This is a genomic window from Nodosilinea sp. FACHB-141, assembly GCF_014696135.1.
Taxonomy (GTDB): Bacteria; Cyanobacteriota; Cyanobacteriia; order Phormidesmidales; family Phormidesmidaceae; genus Nodosilinea.
In genome coordinates this window covers 296,688-318,173 of sequence record NZ_JACJPP010000011.1, presented here as the reverse complement: position 1 = coordinate 318,173, position 21,486 = coordinate 296,688, and the positions used below count along the sequence as shown (strand labels likewise).

The window sequence follows — 21,486 nt, the reverse complement described above, 5'->3', positions numbered from 1 at the left end:
AAATAGTTACAAACTCAGCACCGCGATTTTATACATTCTCCCTAAACAAGGACGGACAGTGCTCCCGGCTCGATCCTTTGATAGAAGCTCCTGGCGATCATGGTATCACCGGAACAAAGGGAGCCGCAGAAAGGCAAGCAACCTACACATTCCGCTTCAAAATGCCTGTCTGGATTCAAACTCAATGGGCGCTCTATTGACAATTATTGGTACGACAACAGTCAAAAATCGACGATCTACTCCTCCTCACAGGCACCGATGCTCACCCAGCTGGTCGAGCCGTCTTCCCAGTGCTCTTTTTTCCAGATCGGGGCATTGTGCTTGAGGGTGTCGATCGCATACTGACAGGCGGCAAACGCCTCAGCCCGGTGAGGACAGCCCACAGCCACCAACACGCTAATGTCGCCCACGGCCAGCTTGCCAGTGCGGTGGTGAATCACCACGCGGGTGGCCTCCGTCCAGGTAGCACGAATCTGGGCGGCGATCTGCTTAAACACCTCCAGAGCCATGGGTTCGTAGGCCTGGTACTCCAACGCCACTACGGCTTTGCCCTCGCTGTTATTACGCACCATGCCGCTCATCATTACCACGGCGCCGTTGGCGGGGTCATCAGCCAAGCCATAGACCTCGTCGAGCGATAGCGGGGCAAAAGTCACCCGCAAGCTGTCAGCAGGTGCTACCACAGATTTTGGTGTAGCAAGCGTCATAAAGAACTCATAAATAACGACAGAGGCGGCACTGGCTTCACAAAAATTCGTCTATCGTAACTGGCGGTTACGTCGTGTAGCCATCCCTTAGCAAGGCAACCGAGCGGGGTGGAGGTATCCCGTATTGGGGCCGACAGCCCCCATGGCCAATGCCTTGCATTATAGGGTGGGCATCCTTGCATCTAAAGTCTAAGCCGGAGGTATACCGTGGTTGATCTATCAGCCTGTCAAATTACAGCAGCGGGCGACCTGACGCGATCGCTCTGGCGACTGCTCAATCTGCTCCTACAACCAACCTTCATCCTGCCAGTTCTGGCCGTGATGATTGCCGCTCCCTGGATTGTGCGCCCCCGCCGGTGGAAGCGTCGGATTAGTTTGGCTGGAGTGCTGCTGGTGCTGCTTTATAGTCTGGGCCTATCTCCCTTAGGGATCCAAATGGGTGGAAAAGGACTGGCGCTGCTGATTCCTCGCGATGGCGGCCAGCCTGCCGATGCCATTGTGGTGCTGGGTCGTGGGGGAGACTTTCGGCCCAGCCGAGTACAGGTGGCCGCCGAGTTGTGGCAGCAGCAGCGAGCACCCCTCGTCTTTGCCAGCGGGCGCAGCGATGCCAAAGAAATTGGCCAAATGCTAGAGGCCACCGGGCTGCCAGCAGAGGCGATCGACGGCGAACCCTGCTCGGCCACCACTAACGAAAACGCCCTATTTACAGCGGCACTGCTGCAACCTCGGGGAATTCGACGGCTGATTTTGGTCACCGATCCGCCCCATATGGCGCGATCGCTCCTCACCTTCCGCAGCCTAGGATTTGAGGTCATCCCCCACCCCAGCCCCGTCCCGAAAAGTCTAGACAATCGCAAACGCCAATTTTTGGTACTACGAGAATGGGCCGGACTAATTGGCTATGGCATGATGGGCCGCTATTTGGCGCGAGAAACGGGGGAACCGGGGTTTGGGGCGTAGGGGATGATGGAGTGATGGGGTTAAGGGGTGATGGGGTTAAGGGGTGATGGAGTGATGAGGTTACGGGGTGATGGGGTTTTGAATTAAATGTCTTAACGCAAAACCAATCCCCTACTCCCTCACTCCTCAGTCCCTTTCTTCCCCACTCCCATCAGGTACAGCAGCGCCATCCGCACGGCGACGCCGCTGGTTACCTGGTCACTGATTAGGCTCAGAGCGGGGTCATCCATTAGGTCAGAGCTGATTTCGACGCCGCGGTTGACGGGGCCAGGGTGTAGCACTTTGACGGTGGGTTGGCAGGATTGGATGCGATCGCGCGTTACCCCAAACCCTTGATGATATTCTCGCAGGCTGGGCAGCAGGTGCTGGGCCATGCGCTCCTTTTGTAGGCGCAGGGTCATAACAAAGTCAGCCCCTTCTAAGGCTGGGGCTAGGGTGCTGTGTTGCACAATGGCGCGGGGAATATCAATGGGCGATTGGGTAATAAAGGCGTCAGCAAAACCGGGGGGCAGCAGGGTGGGTGGAGCCGCCAGGTGAACCTCAGCGCCACAGGCCGTCAAGCACCAGAGGTTGGACCGGGCGACACGGGAATGGAGAATATCGCCGACCAAGGCAATTTTCTTGCCCGCCAGCAGCGATGCCGTGGGTTGTTCCGGATCAAGGGTCAGACCCAGTGTGAATAGATCGAGCAGGGCCTGGGAGGGGTGGGCGTGGAGCCCGTCGCCCCCGTTGAGCACGCCGACGCCAGTGTTTAGCCGGTCCATTTCGGCGGCGATCGCCCCCGGTACCCCCGCTTCCTGGTGGCGAATCACCATTAAGTTGGTGCCCATAGCAAGGTAGGTCTTGGCGGTATCTAGAATGGTTTCACCCTTGGTGAGCGACGAGGTACCGGGGGCAAAGTTGAGCACATCCGCCGACAGGCGCTTGGCGGCTAGCTCAAAGCTGCTGCGGGTGCGAGTGGAGGGTTCAAAAAACATGTTGGTAACCACCAACCCCTGTAGGGCGGGCACCTTACGGGTGCGGCGCGACAGCACCTGCCAAAAGCTCACAGCCGTCTCCATCACCGTTTCAAACTCCGCCGCCGTAAAATCAGCCAGCGACAGCACGTGTCGTCGATTCCAGGAAGCACTTGCCATGGTCCGTTGTCCCAACCCCGTTCAATACCGTCCCCACCATACCCGGCCCGGGGCCTCAGGGATGATCTCTGGGGTGATTTCTCTAGCGCTGCTGGGTTTGCTGGGGGGGTGCGTGGAAAATGAGGCCGAGTCAGGAGTAACCACGTCAACCCCTACCCAATCGACTGCCAGCCCTAGCCCCAGTGAACCACTGGGCGAAGAGAGCTCAGGCCCCATAGCAACCTTGCATGACCCCACTAATGAGCTGGTCGCTGCCAACCGCCTGATGCAGGCCAAGGCCCGACGGTTGGTGGTGCCCGCTGACCCAGTCGCCGTGGACCTCTACACCCTCGACGATCGCTGCGAAGGCTACCAAACTGAGCCCATTCAAGTGCCCCGCCAGCAGAGCATGGAGAACACCGTTGCCCTAATCATGGCGGAACAGGTAACTCCAGAGCTGACCCTCTCGGGCTACCGCACTAGCTTCGACCCAGAAACCAACACCGTTACCATCGACCTGCGAGTGGCCCGCGATTCGCGCCGAGTGCTGCAATCGCTATCGGTGTGTGAGCAAAAGGCCCTGCTAGGCAGCCTACGAGAAACCTTGATCAACCAGCCCGACTGGAAAATCGAAGCGGTGACATTTACCAACCGGGGCAACCCTCTAGTGCTGTGAATCTCCAGCTTTAAACAACAGCACAACCGTCCAGCAGATTCGGATAAGGCAAGCAGCCTTAACTTGAACTGAAGCTTTTATTAGCTACAAAATTTCAACTTCCCAACACCTACACCAATTTGGGTACCCGCCTTGTTTTCCCAATAATAATTATTTGAAAGTATTGTATTGGCAGCTAAAAAATCCGGCTTAGGCAGGTTCAGAGGCTTTAGAGAAAAGTTCAACTTCTTGACTGCTGTCGTTGGGCACCACTAGGGTTGGACAAGAAGCATGCTTTGACACATAGTCACTCGTGCTGCCCATTACGAGTTTTTTCAAGCCCTTTTTGCCGCTGCTGCCCATTACAATTACGTCGGCGCCCCAGGTTTTAGCGAGCTGACAGATAAACGAGCCAGGCTCGGACATTTCACAAATAAAATCTGCTGAGATATCTCGTTTTAGAGCCTCAGCGCGCAACTGTTCTAGCCATTGTTTGGTCTCTTGAGCTCGCTGTAGCCGGGCAGCCTCCTCTTCGTGCTGCACATTAGTAGGGCTTTGCAGGCCTACTCCAGCATCAATTAGCTTCCCCAGGTTGTCGTGGGAGGCAATATTGAGACTGTGAACCAGTTGTAGCTGCCCTTGGGAAGACTGGGCCAACCCCAGGGCATAGTCAAAAACGCGATCGGAGGCGGCAGTGCGATCGAGGGCCACCAGAATCTTTTGATAGCTCACAGTTTCTTCCTCAAGAATATAGGTGGCGAAGTTGCTTAGAACGTCTAATGGAGCTGCTCAAGTGAGGGCAGACGATCGCCCCACCGTTCCCCAAAAACAAACCGTGGCTGCGATACCTAGACCAGCAGCATAGGTTTCTGGGGGCACCGCGGACCTTAACCAAATAAGACGGCTCCACGGTCCGAAGGTCCAATGCTTAATGCCGATCTACGTCGACGAGGTGCTCAATTTACTTGGGTAGCCCCAGCACAGAGCATGGGGTCTGAGAATCTAGCTGTTGCACCAGGCGGTGCTTAGTGTTGTGACATCCCACCAGCAACACTTCAGCCCCGATCTCCTTGGCTACCTGGCTAAGCTCGGTCGCCACCTGACCTACCCGCAGGTGGGCGTTGAGTGAGCCGCGCCATTCGCTAGCTAAGCAGCGCGCCTGCCACAGAATGCGATCGGCATTGGCAATGGTTTTAGGGCGAGTTTTATCGACCACATAAACCACATGCACTAGCACAGGGTTAGGCTTAGCCAAACGGGTTTGATGAGCCACGCATAGGGCCAGGTCGAGGGCTGCCTGGCTATGGGCTGAGCCACTATATCCGACCACAAAATTGATCGTTTGCTCGTCTGTATTGGGACCTGTAGCAGGCGGCTTCGGACGCAGCAGTAAAACAATATTCTTTGCGAGATCGCGACGACCTAGGGCCGCCTCTAAACGCATAATCATGGGCTTGATTGCCGCCTCGGGAGAGACCTGAGGTGCATTCAGAAATGGCTGCCTTAATGGGGCAGTGGTGCGCGATTTGAGCTGCATGAGACCCTCCTGGAGCCTAGTCATGAACAGCGAACAAGCCGTGTTAACACGACTTAGGACACTGAAACAATCAACGCATTAGCGTAAATGGTGATAGTTCAGTCTCCCTCAACGCCGACGAGGTTAGCTGACGGGCTAGGGTTGAGAGATACCCTTTTCCGATTACCCTTCATGGGGGTTTGAGAACTCGGAAACACGCCCCTTTACTGGTTCCCCCGCTCTAGCCATTGGGCCGACTAGATTAGGCTGACTTGTTCGACTTCTAAATTGTAGAAGGGAAAAATGAAAACCGTCAACACAATCCTTGCGTTATGTGACTATTTGTATCTCGCGATACACCTGGACATTAAAACAATAGTTTTTTATTTTTTGGGTGAATTTACTGACACAAAATAAAGCGCAAATCAAGCTAAAAAATATTCTTAAGAAAACCGTTTCTTTTTAATTAAACATCTTCCGTTAGAAGGATTCTTTGGCTTTGAAGCGGTAGAGGATAGGCCGCGATCGCAACCTATCCTCCCCTCCAGGCCTAGCGATATCCCCGGGCCTACTGACCCAATCGCAGCCTATCCCCCCTGCAAGCCTAGCGATAGTCCTGAGTCAACTGACCTAACTGGTCGCGTTCATCCACGGTCAGTTGCCAACCTAAAGCCCCAGCGTTTTGGGCAACCTGGCGAGCGTTTTTAGCGCCAGGGATGGGCAGCACATTGCCCTGGGCCACTAGCCAGTTGAGGGCTACTTGGGCGGAGGTGCGTTCATGCTTCTCCCCAATTTCTTTTAGCGCCTGAATCACGGGCTTGAGCTTGGTTAAGTTCCCCTGGCTAAAGCTAGGGCTAATGCGTCTAGCGCCAGTGGGTTTGAGGTCGGTCTCAGGGGTGTATTTGCCCGTGAGCAACCCCTGAGCCAGGGGGCTATAGGCGAGAATGGTGACGCCCAGTTCCCGCGCCGTTTCCATCACGCCACTGGTTTCAATTTTGCGGTTGAGTAGAGAGTATGGCACCTGGTTAACAGCGAGGGGAATGCCGTACTCAGCTAAATAGCCGTGGGCCTCGCGCATTTGGCTGGCCGGGTAGTTGCTCACCCCAATGGCACCGATGCGGCCCTGCTTAACCTCCGCCGCTAGGGCCTGCATGAGGTCTTTTTGGCTGAGCAAGAAACTCACCGGTTGGTGCACCTGGTAAAGCGCTACCGAGGGTACCTGGAGGCGATCGAGGCTGGCGGCTAGCGCATCTACTACCGACTGCTGAGAAAATCGCCAGGGCAGCGGGAAGTACTTGGTAGCAATCACGGCCTGCTGAGGACGCTGCTGCATAAACTGACCCAGTAGCCGCTCTGACTTGCCGAAACCGTAAATTTCAGCAGTGTCAAACAGAGTCAGGCCGGCGTCGAGACAAGCCTCAAAGGCGGCGTGCAGGTCGCTGTCGCTATAGGCTTTACCGTAATCCCAAAACAGGGAGTCGCCCCAGGCCCAGGTACCTACCCCCAACGCCGGTACAGTGGGGCCGTTGGGGCCAAGGGTAATGGTTTGTAGGTCAGTAGTTAGAGGCATCGTAAAAGTTCCTTGAAGGGAGCGGCAGCGGGCATAAAATGAAGACAGCAATATTGTAAACTTTGGTTAAAAAGCCTTCAGAAATCTCTAGCGATCGGATGATTTGGAGCTTGATTAGTTCCGTTTTTTCCATTAATTTTCTATTCCCCAGGACTGGATTTTTATGAATCGCCGTCGCTTACTTCAGGCCGTTTTATGTCTTTGTCTGGCCTGGCTGAGCTGGGTCATATCTCCCGCTCCGGCTCTAGCCCTGGGGGGTGCCCAAATTCCTTTAGGAGAGCCAGCTCCAGAATTTACCCTGCCAACCAACGCTGGCGATGGGGAGATGTCACTGGCTGACTTTCGCGACCAGTGGGTAGTGCTGTATTTTTACCCCCGCGACTTTACCTCCGGCTGCACCATTGAAGCCCAGCGCTTTGAGCGCGACATTGCTGAGTACAAAGCCCGCAATGCTCAGGTAATTGGCATTAGTGCCGACAGTGTTGAGTCCCACGCCGAGTTTTGCGATTCGGAGGGGTTAGAGTTTCCGCTGCTGTCTGACCCAAAAGGAACGGTGAGTAAAGCCTATGGCTCATGGCTGGGAGCAATGTCGCTGCGGCACACCTATATCATTGGCCCCGACGGCACAATGCGAGCCCGCTTTTTGGGGGTGCAGCCAGTGATTCACAGCCAAGAGGTGCTGGCAGCACTAGATGAGTTGCAGCAGGGGGTGTAGGGAAATAGGTGGCCTAGCCTGGTTGGTTAGGCCGGGGTAGAACCACTCCCCACAATTCTTTGCGGTCTATGAACCTGAAGGTACAGGTGGCGCGGAGGAAGGCCTCATCTTTTGAGCGCGATCGCCCCCCAACCTGCCCCCCCGACAACTTGTGATCTGCCCGACAGGCAAAAACACCCCTGGGGGTCTACACCATTACAAGATCCCTAAGGCAGCGCCTCGCACTGCCTTGGGGAAATAGACTCTGAAACAGTGATACAGTAGTCGATCTTTGTTTTGGGCCAACTCTAAGGGGGAAAGGGCGCATGAATTCGCTCGGACGACATATTTTGGTTGAGTTCTTTGGCTGCTCGTCAGACATTCTCAACGACGTACCGCTGATTGAAAGCAGCATGGTAGGGGCTGCCGCCGACGCCGGAGCCACGGTAATTAGCTCGGTGTTTCACCATTTTTCGCCCTTTGGGGTGTCAGGGGTAGTGGTGATTCAAGAAAGTCACTTGGCCATCCACACCTGGCCTGAGTACCGCTACGCGGCGGTTGATCTGTTTACCTGCGGCGACACTGTCAATCCCTGGATCTCCTTCGACAAGCTCAAGGTCGCTTTCAAGGCCGACTACGGCTCGGCTCTAGAGATGAACCGCGGCCAGCTCGAACTGCTGGAGCGCATCGACGTTGACCTGGGTGAGCTGCGCGACGAGATCACCAATAAACTGGTGACCCCAAAACAGAGCCGCAGCGTCTGGTTTACCGACAAGAACGACGATATTGCGCTGTCGATTCGCCACAAGGGAGATCGCATTTTCCGCGAAAAATCGCCCTACCAAACCGTCGAAATTTTTGACACCTTTGCCTACGGCAAAATGCTCACCATCGACAACATGGTGATGTGCAGCGAAAAGGATGAAAATGCTTATCACGAGATGATCATCCACGTGCCCATGCTGCTAAACCCCACCTTTAAAGATGTGTTGGTGATCGGCGGCGGCGACGGTGGCAGCGTGCGCGAAATTTTGCGTCATCCCCAGGTCGAGAAAGTCACCATGGTCGAAATCGATGAAGCTGTGGTGCGAGCTTCGAAGGAATTTTTGCCCTCGCTGTCGGGGGCGCTCGAAGACTCTAAGCTCGACCTGCGCATCGAAGACGGCATCGCCTTTGTGGCCAACGCCCCCGATGCCAGCTACGACCTGATTGTGATTGACTCCTCCGACCCGGTAGGGCCTTCGGAGGGGCTGTTTAGCACGGCGTTTTATCAGCAAGTGCATCGTATTCTTAAGCCTGGTGGGGCGATCACGGCCCAAAGTGAGTCACCTCGGTTTAACCAGCATGCCTTTGTGGACATTCACTACTGTTTGAAGGGCATTTTTGGCGACGATAACGTGTACTGCTATTTGGCGTTTATTCCCACCTACCCAACGGGCATGTGGAGCTTTAACTACGCCACCAAGGGCGCGGCTCACCCCATTCAGGGCATGGATGCGGCGAAGTCTGAAGTCTTTGCCGCCGAGCACAGCCTGCAATACTACAACGTGGGCATGCACCAAGCCGCCTTTGCGCTGCCCACCTTTGTGCAGAACATGCTGAGGGCTTAACGCAATAAACTAGGAGATAGGAGAAGCATTCTTTGCCAATCTCCTATCTCCTTTCTACAGAGCAGTGTAGGTTGCCGTTCCCAGGTTAAGCTAGCGTGGTTGTTGCTCAGATCGAAGTACCAATAGAACAAATTGCTGAATTTTGCGATCGCTGGCAAGTTAGTGAGTTTTCCTTGTTTGGCTCTGTTCTCCGCGATGACTTTCACGGTGGCAGCGATGTCGATGTGATGGTGCAATTTCGCCCAGCGGCTCATCCAACCTTTTGCACCCTCGACCAGATGGAAGCAGAACTGACGGTTCTATTCTCTAGAAGAGTTGATCTGATTACGCGTCAAGGGATAGAAACTAGTCGCAATTACCTACGGCGCCAAGCTATTCTCTCCTCCGCCCAAGTAATTTATGCAACGGGATCTTCAATTCCTGCTTGACATGCTTCAGTCAGCGGAGCTGATAGTGGCTTACATCGGTCGATATTCAAAGACCGATTTTGTGGCGGATATTCAACTCCAAGATGCGGTCATTCGCAGGATTTTAGTAATTGCTGAAGCGGCAAGACGTGTCTCAGAGACAACTCGACAAAACTTGCCCAATATTTCTTGGCAAGAAATCAACGGTATGCGAAATCGCTTAGTTCATGGTTACGATGATATTAACCTCGATATTGTTTGGGAAGTAGTTCAATCAGAAATTCCTCCCTTAATTGAAGAATTAAAGGTACATATCCCTCCCGAAAAGTGAGAAGAATCACGTTGCGATGACTACCTCAACTGCCAATTTGCAAACCTTCGACCCCAGTGGTGTCGGCCTCGACAACGGCAACCTCTACGGCCTGCCCTGCGACTACGACACAGCGGGCATTATCATCTTCGGCGTGCCCTGGGAAGCAACGGTGTCGTACCACCAAGGCACCGCTCAGGGTCCCCAGCGGGTGCTAGAAGCGTCTCCCCAGCTCGATCTATACGATCGCGACAATCCCGAGGGCTGGCGCCAAGGCATCTTCATGCCGCCGATTCCCCAGCATTTGTACGAGCTCAATCAGCAGGTGCGAGAAGCGGCAAATCGCGTCATTCAAGCGACGGAGGAGGGCGTGGCGATCGCTACCCAGCCCCTGCTTCAAACCGATTTAGACAACGTCAACTACGCCTGCGAACAGATGACCGGCTGGCTTTACGCCCAGACCGCCGCCGCTCTCGACCAGGGCAAGCGGGTAGGAGTGATTGGTGGCGACCACAGCGTGCCCCTGGGTTACCTACAGGCTCTGGCCGAGCGCCACCCTGACTTTGGCGTGCTGCACATCGACGCCCACGCCGACCTGCGCCACGGCTACCAGGGCTTTCGCTACTCCCACGCGTCAATTATGTACAACCTGCTGAAGCTGCCCCAGGTGAGCAAGCTGGTGCAGGTGGGTATTCGCGACCTGTGCCACGACGAGGTGGCGCTGATCAAACAGTCTGAGGGGCGCGTTGTCACCCACTACGACTCGGTGGTGAAGGAAAATACCTATCGGGGCATCCCCTGGATGCAGCAGTGCGAGGCGATCGTGGCGGCTCTGCCCGAGAAAGTCTACGTCAGCTTCGACGCCGATGGTCTCGACCCCAAGCTCTGCCCCAGCACCGGTACCCCTGTTCCTGGCGGGCTAGAGCTGGAAGAGGTATTTTGTCTGCTGCGCCAGGTGGTGCGCAGCGGGCGGCAGATCGTCGGCTTTGACCTCTGTGAAGTGGGCGACGGCGAGTGGGACGGCAATGTGGGCGCTAGGGCCGTCTACAAGCTGTGCTGTTTGATGGGGCTATAGACGGGTTTCCAGCAGAAATCTTGGCTTCCCAGAGCAGCAAGATGTTTAAGCGAGGAAACGCCGTGGCATTATGATAAAAGTAGCTGTGTTGTTTTGAGTCTTAAGAAAGCACCTATGGACATTCTGTCGTTCGGCTGGGTTTCACTACTGGTCGTCTTTACCTTTTCTTTGTCGATGGTGGTCTGGGGTCGCAACGGTTTCTAAACCCAGCGTCTATAGCTATGGAAGCAACTGTACAAGCTCAAGCTTTTAGCATTTTGGCCACCATTGCCCTGGTGCTAATGGTCGTCGTAACCGGCGGCGTGGCCTATCTAACCGCCGCCGACTGGCGCGATCGCCGCCGCCGCAAAAACGACGAGCAGACCGCCAAGCGCGATCGGCAGACCTCCAAACGGCGCGCAAAATCTTAGCTTGGCTAAAATCGTGACTACTCGGGCTGCTGCACCTTCTGGGGCACGGCAACTGGCCTTAAACGTGCTGCTTCAGGTGCAAGCTGGGGCCTACGCCGATGTAGCCCTACACCGCACATTGGGTCAGGCCAAGTTGAGCGAAAGTGATTCCCCAGGGGAACGCTCCGCCGAACGCGCCTTTGCCACTGAGCTGGTCTATGGCATCGTTCGCCGCCAGCGAACCCTAGACGCTCTCATCGATCAGCTGGGCAGTCGCCCAGCGGACAAACAGCCCCCAGTGCTGCGCCTTGTGCTGCATCTGGGGCTTTATCAATTGCGCTATCTAACCGCCGTGCCCAACTCGGCGGCGGTGAATACCAGCGTTGATCTAGCCAAGGCGAACGGGTTAGGTAAGCTTTCTGGGGTAGTAAATGGCCTGCTGCGCCAGTACCTGCGCCAGTCGGAAGGCGGCACCGACCCCCTAGCCCTGCCCGATGACTCGGCGATCGCCCTGGGCATTTGTCACAGCTACCCCGACTGGCTCATCGCTCTATGGCTCGACCAACTTGGCGCGGAAGAAACCGATCAGCTCTGCCAGTGGTTTAACCAGGTGCCCTCCATCGACCTGCGGGTCAACCGCCAGCAGGCCACGGTCGAAGCAGTGAAAACTGCCTTTGCCGCCGCAGATATTGCAGTAGAACCTATCCCCGGTGTTCCCTGGGGGCTGCGCCTGGTGAACCACCAGGGAGCCCTCACCAACCTGCCCGGCTATGAAGCCGGCTGGTGGAGCGTGCAGGATGCCAGTGCCCAGCTAGTGGGGCTACTGCTCGATCCGCAACCCGGAGAGACGGTACTGGATGTGTGTGCAGCACCGGGGGGTAAGGCGACCCAGATGGCAGAGATAGTGGGGGAAGGTGGCAAGGTGTGGGCCTGCGATCGCGCCCCCTCCCGCCTCAAAAAGATTACCGCCAATGCCACCCGTTTGAGCCTTACCAACCTGCACACCCACGCGGGCGACAGCACTGACTTAGCTCAGTTTCACGGTCAGGCCGACCGAGTCTTGGTCGATGCCCCCTGCTCGGGGCTGGGCACCCTGCACCGCCACGCCGACGCTCGCTGGCGACAAAATTCAGACAGCATAGCGACGCTAGCCGAACTGCAAAGCGCTCTGCTATCCGAAGCTGCCTACTGCGTCAAACCCGGCGGCACTCTGGTTTATGCCACCTGCACGCTACACCCCGCCGAAAATGAGGCGGTGATTGAATCATTTTGCCGCGCCTATCCCACCTGGCAGGTGCAGCCGCCAGCACCCGACTTTGGGGACGAGCTAGAGGTTGCCTCCGCTGGTTGGGTGCGCGTCTGGCCCCACCGCCAAAACATGGATGGGTTCTTTATGGTGAAGCTCCAGCAGGCTTAATATGCCCTTCAAAAAACCGTTATTCTGACGCCTCAAGCTTTTCGCGCGAATCGCCCCAGTAGGCGCTCACAGTAATCACTTCTTGGCTGCCCTTAATCTCCGAAGTCCAGCGATAGACAGTATTTTTTGGGTTCACCCCCACCTCTAGCAGCTTCGCACCCATGTAGTACTCCATCGAATCACGGGTGCGCTTTTTGAAGAATTCAGACTGGTCTTTGGGCACCGTGCGCGACAGGTGGGCCTGGGTATGTTTGGGCTGAGGCATAGCAATCTAGCAAACATCAATTTAATCGCTTTTATCATAACCAGCGATCGCAATCCGTTGCAGGCACCGGTCCATTTCAACCGTGGCTCTGAGCAATATGGACTGCAGATATAGCTCCCTTGGGAGGTCAGTATGGCACGTTGTATTCTCAGTCAAGCACTAGCTCTAAAATCCCCAGGTGCGTTTGGGGCCGGTATCGAGGTGAATGATGTTGGGGATATTGCCGTAGATACCCATACCCCCAGGCCAGCTCAGCATCAGCGCGTTGGCTACTTGGCGACCGCTGAGCCCCTGCACCTGAATATCGGCGGCGCGGCCGAAAAGATGCTGGCTTCGAGTCGCTCCACCCACCGCCGCGTTCACCGCTGGGGGACGATACCAGGAGGTGATTTGAAAGGGGCGGTTGAGGCGATCGCGTGCTGTCTCGAGTGCCCGAGCTAGGCCGATAATGTTGTCAACGATCGCCTGGGTTTCAGGAATGCGCGTGGCCTCCCGCGTGGCTTCTCCCCAGGTAAAGCTGCCTCCGGGAATAATAGGCTGGTCGGTGTAGAACGTCGACGTATTGCCCGGTAGGCGAAAGGGACGGCCCACATACTGGGGCGGCGCCGGTGCCGTCGGAGGTGGATACACAACCACTCCGGCCCGCTCGACCCGCGCATGGCCCTGGAACACATACCAGGTATTCAACCCATTGATGTCGTCTTTGACATACTTAATCGCAAAGCGAATGTGGCCGTTAAACGACCCCTGGGCATCGGCAAAAGCGTAGCTGCTGAGCACGATAGTTGTGCCTGGCGAGGCGGTGGCTCGCTCGTTAGGAGCCAGTTGGCTATTGTCGACCGGGCGACGCTTAAACAGAGTGTTAGCAGTCACGCGCAGGACAAAGGCGTTGGAGTCTGGGCGCGGAAACACCACATCGTTGTCGAGGGTGACAAAGGCGTGGGGAGTATACACAAACCAGGTGCTCAGCCCATTGACAAAGTCTTCGGGGTTGCGAATGGCAATTTTGATGTGATTGTTAAAGTTGCCCTGGCTATCGGCAAAGGCGTAGGAGTGCAGGTTGTAGGATTGGCCCCGATCCACGGCTACAGTTTCGCTGGGGTTGAGCAGAGCCGAGTCGAGGGGGCGGCGCTTTAGCAGGGTGCTGGTGTTAATCCACAGCACGGGCATGCCCTCCTGGTCTTCCTGGGGGTAGACCACAACGCCATCCGACTCTACCTGGGTATTGCGACTGGGCACAAACCAGGTGTTAAACCCACCGGGGGCGCTGTCGCGAAAGGCCACTTTGATGTGGCCGTTAAACCCGCCGTCAACGTCGGCATAGGCGTAAGATTGCAGCGGATAGACGCTGCCAGCGGCGATCGCTACCTGCTCATTAGCAGCCAACTGCCCTGGCGGCTCCGGCCTCAGCACCAGCGCCGTAGCTCGGTTGACGCGTAAGACTTGATTCACCCTGCATTCCCCACTCTCGCCACGGCTCAATCATATAGCACCATTTTTTAACCCCAGGCCATCTGCCCAGGGAAGGGTGCGAGTCGATGGTCTCTACAGACTGAGCCTACTAACCTCCAGTTTCAGGTTGAGCGCGGCACCTTTGCCGGTTCAACCATTCATCAACGAGTCACCCACCCAATTTAGGTAAGGTAAAGTTAGCCTTCTCCCCTATGCTGAGACTGCCGCTGGTTGTTTCAACCCTGCTGCCTGACTTCAGTCCCACGCCTTAAAATGTAAGCCCCTGCGCTGAGCCCGTAGCGGCCAGATACCCACCATGACTGTCTGGCAAGCCGATCTCCACCGCCCGCCCCTGACCAGCCCCAGCGGCGAACCCCTTTGGGAAATTCTGCTGTGCAGCGACGATTTTGTTTTCAGCTACGGGGCTATGACTGCTCAATCGGCGGTGAACAAGGCCTGGGTGAGTGAGCAAATAGGCATTGCGTTAGAAAAAGCCGGTAGCCACCCCGAGAAAATTCAGGTGTTTCGGCCCCAGGCGCTGTCGCTGCTAACCGTGAGCTGTGAGTCGCTGGGAATTGCGGTCGAATCGACCCGCCACACCGCTACCCTGCACCAGTGGCTTCAGCAGCGGGCCAAATGGTATTCCACCCAACCCAATGCCGTCCCCATTCCCTACAACCCGCTGCACATCGAGTCGCCACCCCCTGTGCCGCTGCCGGAAAATCTATGGGGCGATCGCTGGGGTTTCACGGCGCTATCCGCCTACGACTTTGAGCAAACCCTGCCCTACGAACCTATTCCCCTACGCCACCTGCCGCCGAGCTTAATGCCCTCCGGTTTGGGCTTAGCTAGCACTACGCCAATTCCTGGGATTGTAGTGGATGCCGGACGACAAGCGATGGCCCTGGCCCAGTGGATTCAGGCTAACAATCCCGCCTGGCTGAGTTACGTGCGGGGAGAACCGGATGGACTGATTTTGGATGCAGGGTTGTGCGATCGCTGGGTCTTCACCACCTTCAGCGACCCTGACGTTACCGCCGCAGGTCAACGCTTTGAGCAGCGCAAACGCGAGAGCCAAGGTCTCCACTTTCTGCTAGTGCGCCCGGACGACTCAGGCATGACCAGCACCGGCCTCTGGCTCTTGCAACAGCCGGGTATGATAATGCAGTCCAGCACTAGACAGTAACTACCATGGCGGCACAGGCACAGATTGGCATCATCGGCGGCAGCGGCCTCTACCAAATGGAAGCCCTCACCGACATCGAAGAAGTTCTCGTTGACACCCCCTTTGGCAGCCCCTCCGACGCCATCATTCTGGGCACATTGGATGGCACTCGCGTGGCGTTTTTGGCTCGCCACGGGCGCGGCCACACCCTCATGCCCACTGAGCTACCCTTTCGCGCCAACATCTACGCGATGAAATCCCTTGGGGTGGAGTACCTCATCTCCGCCTCCGCCGTCGGTTCGCTCAAAGAAGCTGCCAAGCCGCTGGATATGGTAGTGCCCGACCAATTTATCGATCGCACCCGCAACCGAGTCAACACCTTTTTTGGCGAGGGGCTAGTGGGCCACATTACCTTTGGTGACCCAGTATGCCCAGCCCTGGCAAAGGTGCTGGCCGATGCTGTAGAAAGCCTAGAGCTGCCCGATGTTGATCTGCACCGAGGCGGCACCTACGTCTGCATGGAGGGGCCTGCCTTCTCCACCAAGGCCGAGTCAGAGCTGTACCGCAGCTGGGGCGCGACCATCATCGGCATGACCAACCTACCCGAGGCCAAACTGGCCCGCGAGGCCGAGATCGCCTACGCCACCCTGGCCCTAGTCACCGACTACGATTGCTGGCACCCTGACCACGACAGCGTCACCGTTGAGATGGTAATCGGCAATCTGCAAAAGAACGCCGTCAACGCCCAGCGGGTAATTCGCGAAGTGGTAAATCGCATTGCCGCCAATCCACCCGAGTCGGAAGCCCACTCAGCGCTGAAGTACGCCATCATCACCCCCTTCGACAAGGCCCCTGCCGCAACCCTTGACAAACTTAGCCTGCTGCTGAAGAAGTACTTGCCTCAGTAGATTTAGGGGAATAGGCAAAGGGTGCAGGGTGTAGGGTCTACGGCAAGCCTTAGGCCCTACACCTTGTACCGTAAACCTGCTTTTCCATCCCTTACATTGAATGCCCCTCACCCTTCACCCACAATGCGAAAGCCGACCTCATTGCTGCGGGTATCGGCCTTAAGGCCCGCTCGATGGGCTGAGCGGCACTGCTGCGGTGGGCTTTGCCATGAGCCACCACGCACCACTCGCCAGGCATCATTGGAGGATGCGTCCCGGTTGGGGGAGCACCATTCCAGCACGTTGCCGTGCATGTCGTAGAGGCCAAAGTCGTTGGCTTTACCAAAGGCCCCAACGGCTGTAGTGGTGCCGCGAAACTGACCGACTGGTTCTTGGCAGTAGGGTTTGGTGCCGTTGTAGTTGGCCAAGTCGGTGGTGAGGGTTTGACCTGTGTGGAAGGGAGTGGTGGTTTTGGCGCGGCAGGCGTATTCCCACTCGGTCTCGGTGGGCAGGCGGTAGCGCCGCAGACCGGGCTGATCGGGATGAGTTTCGATCAGCTGGTTGAGCCGATCGCAAAACTCTACCGCATCCTGCCAGGACACCTGCTCTACCGGGCGATCGTTGCCGGTGAAGTAGGCCGGGTTAGGGTCGAGTTCTCGGTTGACAGTGGGCAGCAGCGCCACCGCCCGCCACTGCCCTTGGGTGATGGGGTGCACACTCATCCAAAACGAATCTACGGCGGCAATGGTTTGGGGCGGCTGCGAGGGGTCGTGGCCCAGCTCGGTGTCGGGGGCACCCAGCACAAACTGGCCCCCTACAATTGACACCAGCCGCAGGGTTACCGGGCCAATCGGAGTTTCTAACCGCAGGGCTTTGTGGGATGGGGTGGAAAATTTAATCTGCGATCGCCCCATGCCAAACTCGTCGACACTCACCGATTCATAGCTGTACAGCTCACCCGAATCCGCTACCTCAAGGGTAGGCACCTCTGGGTCAGGAGTCGCGACCTCGGAAGGTTCCAGAGGAGGCTCCACACCAGAGGGTTCTAAGTCTGGTGGCTCCGCAGTAGGGCCTTCCCCTTGCTCTAGGGCTTGTTGAAGGCGATCGGGTAGAGTGGCCAGGCTGGGCATGGCCTGGGAAATATCCCCAGGGGCTAGGGTCTGTAGGGCTGGCACCTGCTGACGCACCGCCATCGCCGTGCCGCCGCCTAGTAGCCCTAGACCCGCCATGCGTAGCCAACGTCTTCGCCCCATGGGCCGAGCGCTAGACACTTGAGCGGGTTTATTAGCGGTGGCCAGGGCAGCAGTCTGCTGATTGATCGGGCTGGAAAGCGGCGGCGGCGAGGACGGGGAACTAATCACAGCCAAACTATTAAATACGCCTTCAATGCGATGAATCAGCCGATCCAGATCGCGGTGAAAGTCGGGGTCGCAGCGCACCACCGCGCTCTGGCGATGCACTAAACCCCTTAGCCCCTCGGGCAGGGCAGCATCTTCGGGAAGCGTGGCCCCGTTTACCAGCACCGGAATGACGAGGCGATCGCGTCGCAGAGCCGCCTCAATTTCCACCCGTACCCAGTCGGAGGGGTTCGCCAATTTAGGCTTACCGTGGGCATCGGCAACCCTTAACCACTGGGGGTCAATGATTGCTAGCAGCACGGGGCAATGGCTAACCTCTTGCTCTAAATAGTGACGGAAATTCACCCCAAAAGGAATTGAATCGATATCCTTAAAGACGCTGTTTTCGCCAAAATGAGCTACTAAACGGTCATATATTCGCCCTGTGATGTCGATGCTAGTTAGCCGACGATAAGAGATGAAAATAGACTTGGCATTAGTCATAGGAGTTAGCTGCCAAAAGTAGAATGCACACCTGGTAGCTAGGATGATAGACGGCAACCAAAAGATTCCAGTTCCAGCAGCGTTATTCAATTCATTACACAGTAGGCCTTACAACATGAATCTTTAACAGTTAGATAAGGGGTGAGACCCCTTATCTAACATCTGGGACACCACTTCAGAGATTAGATACATTCAGAAATCAACTGTTGCCAACAAAAATCTCTCTTCTTAGACTTAATCAATAGATTCTTTAATTAATTCATTAAGTGCATTAATACAGTTTTCTATATCGGCAATCCGAGAAGAATTGCGTTGTTGGTTGATGCCATCAATGCCGTGGGAAACTGTTTCACCTAATGCCTCAACATTCTGCTCTACGCCGCCTACAACTAAGCCAGCAAGAGCAGTAAGAGGATTAGCTTTCAGCCCTTTTGCAGTAGCATCCAATACTTTAACCGTTCCGTCAAAGGCAATTTCCGTAATTCTTGACCCAGTCTCTGTATTTCGATAGCGTTTAGCATATTTAGCCTTTTGCGTCTCCAAGGCCCTGACTACAGCCCCAGCTTCTTCCACCGTCATAAATATACCTTTCCAAAATATAGGGGGTTTACCTGGCGCAGAATTCGATTCTTTTTGCATAGATCTGATAGCATTTTCTGCAATCTTTATATAGTCAAACATGCTTTATTTTCTCCCCTTAAAACGATTGAGGCTTGTCTTATTGAATAATCATTATTCCCTTTGGTTGATGGCTGATCTCTCAAGAATTCAAAGAACCTTATGAAGTAAGGTCAAAGTTGATACATTAAACATTCCTGAGTGCTAAGGCAATTGTTCCTGCAATAGTCTGAGCAGCTATCCCCCTTTACACTGGGATGATGCCAATATCTCCACTCAATAGCCCTGTGACATCTGACCCACGCCTTGTCCCTATTGCCCAGTACTTCGCCACCCGTGACTGGCAACCCCTCACCTTTCAAGCTGAAACCTGGGCAGCTTATCTCGATGGACGTAGCGGGCTAGTGCAGGTACCCACCGGGTCGGGTAAAACCTATGCAGCGGTAATGGGAGCGATCGCTGAAATGATCGCCACCCCCACCACAGGCTTACAACTGCTCTACATCACCCCTCTGCGCGCCCTATCGCGGGACATTGAGCAGGCAATCAAAGCCCCGATCGAGGCCATGGGCTGGGGCATTACCGTCGAGTCGCGCACGGGGGATACCAGTTCCGCGCGCAAGACCAAGCAGCTCAAGAACATGCCCAATATCCTGATCACCACGCCGGAATCGCTGGCGGTGATGCTGTCGTACAAAGACGGGGCTAAGCGGTTTAGCAATTTGCAGGCGGTGGTGTTGGACGAGTGGCACGAGCTGATGAGTTCGAAGCGGGGCACTCAGGCAGAGCTGTGTTTGGGGTATCTGCGATCGCTCCAACCTACCCTGCGCACCTGGGCGATCTCGGCCACCTTAGGAAATTTAGAAGAAGCGGCTCAAACCGCTGTGGGTCTTAGCACAGAGCCCGTAATCATTCGCTCAAATCTGAAGCGCGACACGGTAATCAAAAGCATTCGCCCTGAGTCGGTGGATACGTTTCCCTGGGCAGGACACCTAGGCCTGCGCATGTTTGAAACTCTGGTGGAGGCGTTGGATATTGAGAAATCTACCCTGATTTTTACTAATACCCGCAACCAGTCAGAGCGGTGGTACCAGGCGTTGAACTTTGCCCTGCCAGAGGAGGCCGGTCGCATTGCTCTGCACCACGGCTCGATCAATGTAAAAGAGCGGGAGGCGATCGAGGCGGGGGTCAAGTCTGGCGATATCAAGTGGGTAGTGTGTACGTCATCGCTGGATCTGGGCGTCGATTTTCAGCCGGTGGAGCGGGTCGTGCAAATCGGTAGCGCGAAGAATCTGGCACGGCTGTTGCAGCGAGCGGGGCGCAGCGCCCACGTGCCGGAAGGTACTTCGGAGGTGTTCTTTTTGCCGACTAATGCTTTGGAATTGCTCGAAATCTCGGCCTTTCGCCGGGGGCTAGAGATGGGCGACATGGAAACCCGCCGCCCCCAGTACAAGCCCTACGACGTGCTGGTGCAGCATCTCGTCACCCTCGCCTGTGGCGATGGCTTTGAGCCGCAAAAGACCCTGGAAAATTTGCGCCAAACCGTTGCCTATGCTGACCTCACTGACGAAGAATACCAGTGGATTTTGGATTTTATTGAAAACGGTGGTCAGTGTCTGGGGGCCTATCCTCGATACAAAAAAGTGGTGCGAGAAGATAGGCTTTTCAAAGTAAGCGATGCGAAACTGGCTCGCATTCACCGCATGGGCATTGGCACTATTACCTCCAACACGCCGGTCAAGATTGTTTACACCAACCGCAAAGAGATTGGCACCGTCGAAGAATCTTTTGTATCCCGGCTGAAGCAGGGGGATGTGTTCTTTTTCGGCGGGCGGCAGCTGGAATACTTTCAAATGAAAGACATGGTGCTCTACGTCAAAGGCACCCGCAAAAAATCGACGGTGACGCCCACGTGGGGCGGTGGCCAGCTGGCGATTTCGGACACACTCAGCCACCATTTGCGCCGCGAGGTGGAGCGGGTGCGATCCTTTCTCGCCGACAACGATGATAATCGTAGGGTGCATTCGCACAGCAATGCACCATCCGTAACCGTTGACCACGACATTGCCCTCGCCAACGACGAAATTCTCACCATTACCCCCATTCTCGAAGCTCAGCAGCGTCTTTCTACGCTGCCAACCGCCGATGAATTGTTAGTAGAAAGCTGCAAAACACGGGAGGGACAACACCTCTATGTGTTCCCCTTTGAGGGCCGTTTCGTCCATGAGGGACTAGGGTTTCTCTGGGGCTATCGATTCGCCAAGCAAAAAACGGCAACCTTTACGATTTCGGTCAACGACTACGGCTTTGAAATTCTTGGCCCCAAAGGGTATCCCTACCAAGATTTGTTCTCTAGCGACTTCTTTAGCCTAGAGAATTTGGAGGACGATATTCGCGCCAGTCTCAATATTTCAGAGCTGACCCAGCGCAAGTTTCGCGGTGTGGCCCAGGTGGCAGGGCTAGTGTTTAAGGGCTATCCGGGGTCGCGCAAAACGTCGAGCCAGCTTCAGGTGAGCACATCGCTGCTCTATGAGGTGTTCACCAAATACGAGCCAGACAATCTGCTGCTCAAGCAGGCGGAGCGGGAGGTGCTGCAAGACCAGCTAGAGACGCACCGGTTGGCAAAAACGCTCAGTCGGCTAGACCAGCGATCGGTCGTGTGGAAAGACACCAAACGCCCCTCACCCTTAGCCTTTCCGCTGCTGGTGGAGCGGCTAAATTCACGCATGTCAAACGAGACGCTGCTGGAGCGCATTCAGCGAATGAAAGAGCAGTGGGATAGGAAGTGAGGGGATAGTAAAAGAACGAGAAAGCCAAGATCAAAGAACGTATC

The 21,486-nt window shown here is 55.7% G+C and carries 22 protein-coding genes and 1 riboswitch; of the genes, 13 read left to right on the top strand and 9 right to left on the bottom strand.

What is annotated here, in order from left to right:
• Positions 1-236: 236 nt before the first annotated feature.
• Positions 237-707: a molybdenum cofactor biosynthesis protein MoaE gene (locus H6F59_RS10025; protein WP_190698439.1), complete on the bottom strand. Its 471-nt coding sequence runs from the start codon at positions 705-707 to the stop codon at positions 237-239.
• A 207-nt stretch (positions 708-914) separates the two neighbouring features.
• Here H6F59_RS10025 and H6F59_RS10020 point away from each other — a divergent pair, with 207 nt between their 5' ends.
• The gene (locus tag H6F59_RS10020) at positions 915-1,667 is read left to right on the top strand and encodes a YdcF family protein (RefSeq protein ID WP_190698436.1); all 753 of its coding nucleotides are present in this window, start codon (positions 915-917) and stop codon (positions 1,665-1,667) included.
• A gap of 119 nt (positions 1,668-1,786) precedes the next feature.
• Here H6F59_RS10020 and H6F59_RS10015 read toward each other — a convergent pair whose 3' ends face one another.
• Entirely contained in the window at positions 1,787-2,803 is a 1,017-nt protein-coding gene (locus tag H6F59_RS10015; RefSeq protein ID WP_190698433.1) for an aspartate carbamoyltransferase catalytic subunit, read from the bottom strand.
• Between H6F59_RS10015 and H6F59_RS10010 the strand changes: the two genes are divergently transcribed.
• Positions 2,802-3,458: a hypothetical protein gene (locus H6F59_RS10010; protein ID WP_190698430.1), complete on the top strand. Its 657-nt coding sequence runs from the start codon at positions 2,802-2,804 to the stop codon at positions 3,456-3,458. The genes H6F59_RS10015 and H6F59_RS10010 overlap by 2 nt on opposite strands.
• Before the next feature lie 189 nt (positions 3,459-3,647).
• On the opposite strand, the gene H6F59_RS10005 is transcribed toward H6F59_RS10010, so the two are convergent.
• The 3 genes from H6F59_RS10005 to H6F59_RS09995 form a co-directional block, all read right to left on the bottom strand.
• Positions 3,648-4,169, bottom strand: a complete 522-nt coding sequence (locus H6F59_RS10005; RefSeq protein WP_190698427.1) for a universal stress protein — start codon at positions 4,167-4,169, stop codon at positions 3,648-3,650.
• A gap of 229 nt (positions 4,170-4,398) precedes the next feature.
• Complete coding sequence (locus tag H6F59_RS10000; protein WP_242021372.1) at positions 4,399-4,974, bottom strand: universal stress protein; 576 nt, start codon at positions 4,972-4,974, stop codon at positions 4,399-4,401.
• A gap of 98 nt (positions 4,975-5,072) precedes the next feature.
• Positions 5,073-5,232: riboswitch (cyclic di-AMP (ydaO/yuaA leader) on the bottom strand.
• A gap of 325 nt (positions 5,233-5,557) precedes the next feature.
• Complete coding sequence (locus tag H6F59_RS09995) at positions 5,558-6,523, bottom strand: aldo/keto reductase (RefSeq protein ID WP_190698424.1); 966 nt, start codon at positions 6,521-6,523, stop codon at positions 5,558-5,560.
• 163 nt (positions 6,524-6,686) lie between these two features.
• On the opposite strand from H6F59_RS09995, the gene H6F59_RS09990 reads away from it, so the two are divergent.
• From H6F59_RS09990 to H6F59_RS09955, 8 genes are all read left to right on the top strand, one after another.
• Positions 6,687-7,238 carry a peroxiredoxin gene (locus H6F59_RS09990; protein WP_190698421.1) on the top strand — a complete coding sequence of 184 codons (552 nt, stop codon included), beginning with the start codon at positions 6,687-6,689 and terminating at the stop codon, positions 7,236-7,238.
• A 305-nt stretch (positions 7,239-7,543) separates the two neighbouring features.
• Positions 7,544-8,827 (top strand): polyamine aminopropyltransferase, encoded by a 1,284-nt coding sequence (speE, locus tag H6F59_RS09985; RefSeq protein ID WP_190698418.1) that lies wholly within the window; start codon positions 7,544-7,546, stop codon positions 8,825-8,827.
• A 95-nt stretch (positions 8,828-8,922) separates the two neighbouring features.
• Positions 8,923-9,255 (top strand): nucleotidyltransferase family protein, encoded by a 333-nt coding sequence (locus H6F59_RS09980; RefSeq protein WP_190698415.1) that lies wholly within the window; start codon positions 8,923-8,925, stop codon positions 9,253-9,255.
• Positions 9,227-9,565, top strand: a complete 339-nt coding sequence (locus tag H6F59_RS09975) for a DUF86 domain-containing protein (protein ID WP_190698412.1) — start codon at positions 9,227-9,229, stop codon at positions 9,563-9,565. The genes H6F59_RS09980 and H6F59_RS09975 overlap by 29 nt, the downstream gene beginning before the upstream one ends.
• A gap of 16 nt (positions 9,566-9,581) precedes the next feature.
• Positions 9,582-10,619, top strand: coding sequence for an agmatinase family protein (locus H6F59_RS09970; RefSeq protein ID WP_190698409.1), 1,038 nt, complete (start codon positions 9,582-9,584; stop codon positions 10,617-10,619).
• A gap of 114 nt (positions 10,620-10,733) precedes the next feature.
• The gene (gene petN, locus H6F59_RS26725; RefSeq protein ID WP_190523072.1) at positions 10,734-10,823 is read left to right on the top strand and encodes a cytochrome b6-f complex subunit PetN; all 90 of its coding nucleotides are present in this window, start codon (positions 10,734-10,736) and stop codon (positions 10,821-10,823) included.
• 17 nt (positions 10,824-10,840) lie between these two features.
• The gene (locus tag H6F59_RS09960; RefSeq protein ID WP_190523070.1) at positions 10,841-11,029 is read left to right on the top strand and encodes a hypothetical protein; all 189 of its coding nucleotides are present in this window, start codon (positions 10,841-10,843) and stop codon (positions 11,027-11,029) included.
• A 13-nt stretch (positions 11,030-11,042) separates the two neighbouring features.
• Positions 11,043-12,425 (top strand): 16S rRNA (cytosine(967)-C(5))-methyltransferase, encoded by a 1,383-nt coding sequence (locus H6F59_RS09955; RefSeq protein WP_190698407.1) that lies wholly within the window; start codon positions 11,043-11,045, stop codon positions 12,423-12,425.
• Between the two features lie 19 nt (positions 12,426-12,444).
• Here the strand turns inward: H6F59_RS09955 and H6F59_RS09950 are convergent, their stop codons facing one another.
• Positions 12,445-12,690 (bottom strand): hypothetical protein, encoded by a 246-nt coding sequence (locus H6F59_RS09950; protein ID WP_190523066.1) that lies wholly within the window; start codon positions 12,688-12,690, stop codon positions 12,445-12,447.
• A gap of 165 nt (positions 12,691-12,855) precedes the next feature.
• Positions 12,856-14,142, bottom strand: a complete 1,287-nt coding sequence (locus tag H6F59_RS09945) for a D-Ala-D-Ala carboxypeptidase family metallohydrolase (RefSeq protein ID WP_190698404.1) — start codon at positions 14,140-14,142, stop codon at positions 12,856-12,858.
• Positions 14,143-14,458: 316 nt separating this feature from the next.
• On the opposite strand from H6F59_RS09945, the gene H6F59_RS09940 reads away from it, so the two are divergent.
• Both H6F59_RS09940 and H6F59_RS09935 read left to right on the top strand, forming a co-directional pair.
• On the top strand, positions 14,459-15,328 hold the full coding sequence (locus H6F59_RS09940; protein WP_190698401.1) for a Tab2/Atab2 family RNA-binding protein: 870 nt from the start codon (positions 14,459-14,461) through the stop codon (positions 15,326-15,328).
• A gap of 5 nt (positions 15,329-15,333) precedes the next feature.
• A complete protein-coding gene (locus H6F59_RS09935) occupies positions 15,334-16,215 on the top strand; it encodes an S-methyl-5'-thioadenosine phosphorylase (protein ID WP_190698398.1) in 882 nt (293 codons plus the stop codon).
• A gap of 107 nt (positions 16,216-16,322) precedes the next feature.
• Here the strand turns inward: H6F59_RS09935 and H6F59_RS09930 are convergent, their stop codons facing one another.
• Both H6F59_RS09930 and H6F59_RS09925 read right to left on the bottom strand, forming a co-directional pair.
• Positions 16,323-18,035, bottom strand: coding sequence for an SUMF1/EgtB/PvdO family nonheme iron enzyme (locus tag H6F59_RS09930; protein ID WP_190698395.1), 1,713 nt, complete (start codon positions 18,033-18,035; stop codon positions 16,323-16,325).
• A gap of 234 nt (positions 18,036-18,269) precedes the next feature.
• A complete protein-coding gene (locus H6F59_RS09925; RefSeq protein ID WP_190698390.1) occupies positions 18,270-18,716 on the bottom strand; it encodes a hypothetical protein in 447 nt (148 codons plus the stop codon).
• Positions 18,717-18,913: 197 nt separating this feature from the next.
• Here H6F59_RS09925 and H6F59_RS09920 point away from each other — a divergent pair, with 197 nt between their 5' ends.
• Positions 18,914-21,442 (top strand): ligase-associated DNA damage response DEXH box helicase, encoded by a 2,529-nt coding sequence (locus tag H6F59_RS09920; protein WP_190698387.1) that lies wholly within the window; start codon positions 18,914-18,916, stop codon positions 21,440-21,442.
• The last annotated feature ends 44 nt before the right edge of the window (positions 21,443-21,486 follow it).